Annotated in this window: 4 protein-coding genes; 1 reads left to right on the top strand and 3 read right to left on the bottom strand. The window is 34.9% G+C overall.

Annotated elements, in window-relative coordinates:
- Positions 1–233 precede the first annotated feature (233 nt).
- A complete protein-coding gene (locus O9332_RS08950) occupies positions 234–437 on the top strand; it encodes a hypothetical protein (RefSeq protein ID WP_223212971.1) in 204 nt (67 codons plus the stop codon).
- Positions 438–672: 235 nt separating this feature from the next.
- Here O9332_RS08950 and O9332_RS08945 read toward each other — a convergent pair whose 3' ends face one another.
- The 3 genes from O9332_RS08945 to O9332_RS08935 form a co-directional block, all read right to left on the bottom strand.
- Positions 673–903 (bottom strand): type II toxin-antitoxin system Phd/YefM family antitoxin, encoded by a 231-nt coding sequence (locus O9332_RS08945; protein ID WP_002758010.1) that lies wholly within the window; start codon positions 901–903, stop codon positions 673–675.
- 122 nt (positions 904–1,025) lie between these two features.
- Positions 1,026–1,304 (bottom strand): hypothetical protein, encoded by a 279-nt coding sequence (locus O9332_RS08940; protein WP_002758011.1) that lies wholly within the window; start codon positions 1,302–1,304, stop codon positions 1,026–1,028.
- The gene (locus O9332_RS08935) at positions 1,273–1,467 is read right to left on the bottom strand and encodes a BrnT family toxin (RefSeq protein ID WP_002758012.1); all 195 of its coding nucleotides are present in this window, start codon (positions 1,465–1,467) and stop codon (positions 1,273–1,275) included. The genes O9332_RS08940 and O9332_RS08935 overlap by 32 nt, the downstream gene beginning before the upstream one ends.
- Positions 1,468–1,642: the final 175 nt, after the last annotated feature.

Below are 1,642 nucleotides of genomic sequence, written 5' to 3'. Positions count from 1 at the left end.
TAATCAATGAGTTTTTCAGGCTGAATAAAAGCATTTTCTCGATTAGTTAATGACAATTACTCTCAATCCTCAAAATATTTAGAGTTTCCAGATTAGCAGTCTTTACTTTTCTTGTCAATAGTTTTTGGGTAAATTTTTATTAAGTTTTTGTTAAGCTTCCCTGCTTTTTCCTATAAAGTTTGTGCTAAAATCAGGGAGAACACTCTGTGTCGTCTCCCGCCAAATAAATGCCAATGGATAACAATCGCTTGAATAAATCAATAGTAACTGTTTGCTCTTTAACAGACAATTCCGACGAGAGAGATTATTGGTTCAATGCTACTCCTCAACAAAGATTAATTGCTTTAGAAACAATGAGACAAATTAATTATGGTTATGATGCAACTACCGCCAGACTTCAAAGATTTTTTGAAATTGCTGAACTTAAGACAAGTTGAGTATTTGTTGATTGGTGGTTATGCTGTTAGTTACAATTTTTCTGAGTGTTTTCAAGAGAGGCTGATTACAGAAATAGATAGTATTGATGTTAATTATAATTAGTTTAAAGCATTTAAAACTAAACAAAAAAGCTAGTGCAAGATTTAAAGATTTAAACGACTTAGAAAATTTATCATAGATTAGACTTTTTTAGAGTCGCAATTTAGCGCAAAGCGCAAGTATCAAGAACAATTTTTATACTTCCGTCCATTCTTCGGTTGTTGGGGTAGTTAAATCTTCAAAATACTGAACTTTTCCTCGCATATTCTTAAACAATTCCGCCGTTGAATAACTTTTTTGATAGGGAGAAATTCTCGCCACTGGTTTAGTCCCTTCTGTCACTAAAATTTCTTCTCCTTGTAACTCCACAATTTTCAACAATTCTAGTAAATTAGCTTTTAACTGAGTTTTGTCAACAGTTTTCATAAAAAATTTTCCTTGCTATCCTATTGTGAATCTAAATCTTCTAGCACTGGTGAACCAAGGAAAAGGGAGACAACAGAAGAGCAAAAACCTGTACTCCCCCGCTCCCCCTCTCCCCTGCTTCCTTATCCTGCTTTTGTTATAGATGAACAAAAAGCTTTATTTGCTTGAGCATAAATTTTTAACGCCACCGACATTTGTTCTTGTGCAGTTTCTCCCTGGGATTGAAACCAAGCAAAAGTTTCTGGGTCTATTTCGACTTTTACAGTGACAAGATATTTAGGTAGTCGCAATTGTGCGTTAACCCAAAAATCTTCTGATAGTGGAGGAATATCAGAAGTATCAATATCCTCATCTTTCATCATATCAATTCTACTCCAATCTGTTTTTGAGGTATTGCTCATAATATTTTCCTTCATACGATAAGGCTTTTCTTAAGGATATAATGCGAATTGTTTGATCATCAGGTTCAGTATAGACAATAACAACGACTCGTCCATCTAGTAAACCAATAGCTACAAAGCGAACCTCTCCATAATTCTCCCGCTCATCCAATTCAACGACCATTGGCAAGTTAAAGATACGATGGCTCTTCGGGAATTGGGCTCTTCGGGAATTGTTATGCAAATAATTAACTTAAAATAAAATTCGATGAGAGCGCCTACGCTCAAAAGTAGCTGAAATCCATATAGGGAAGGACTTAAGGCATCAACAGGTTAATACCAAAAGATAGACAATCGAG

Origin of the sequence: Microcystis sp. LE19-10.1B (assembly GCF_027530565.1) — a bacterium.
Classification (GTDB): domain Bacteria; phylum Cyanobacteriota; class Cyanobacteriia; order Cyanobacteriales; family Microcystaceae; genus Microcystis; species Microcystis aeruginosa.
This window is presented reverse-complemented; position numbering and strand designations above follow the sequence as displayed.

Coding starts and splice junctions, on each gene's coding strand:
- O9332_RS08950 (WP_223212971.1), top strand. CDS start 234: ATGGATAACAATCGCTTGAATAAATCAATAGTAACTGTTTGCTCTTTA.
- O9332_RS08945 (WP_002758010.1), bottom strand. CDS start 903: ATGAAAACTGTTGACAAAACTCAGTTAAAAGCTAATTTACTAGAATTG.
- O9332_RS08940 (WP_002758011.1), bottom strand. CDS start 1,304: ATGAGCAATACCTCAAAAACAGATTGGAGTAGAATTGATATGATGAAA.
- O9332_RS08935 (WP_002758012.1), bottom strand. CDS start 1,467: ATGGTCGTTGAATTGGATGAGCGGGAGAATTATGGAGAGGTTCGCTTT.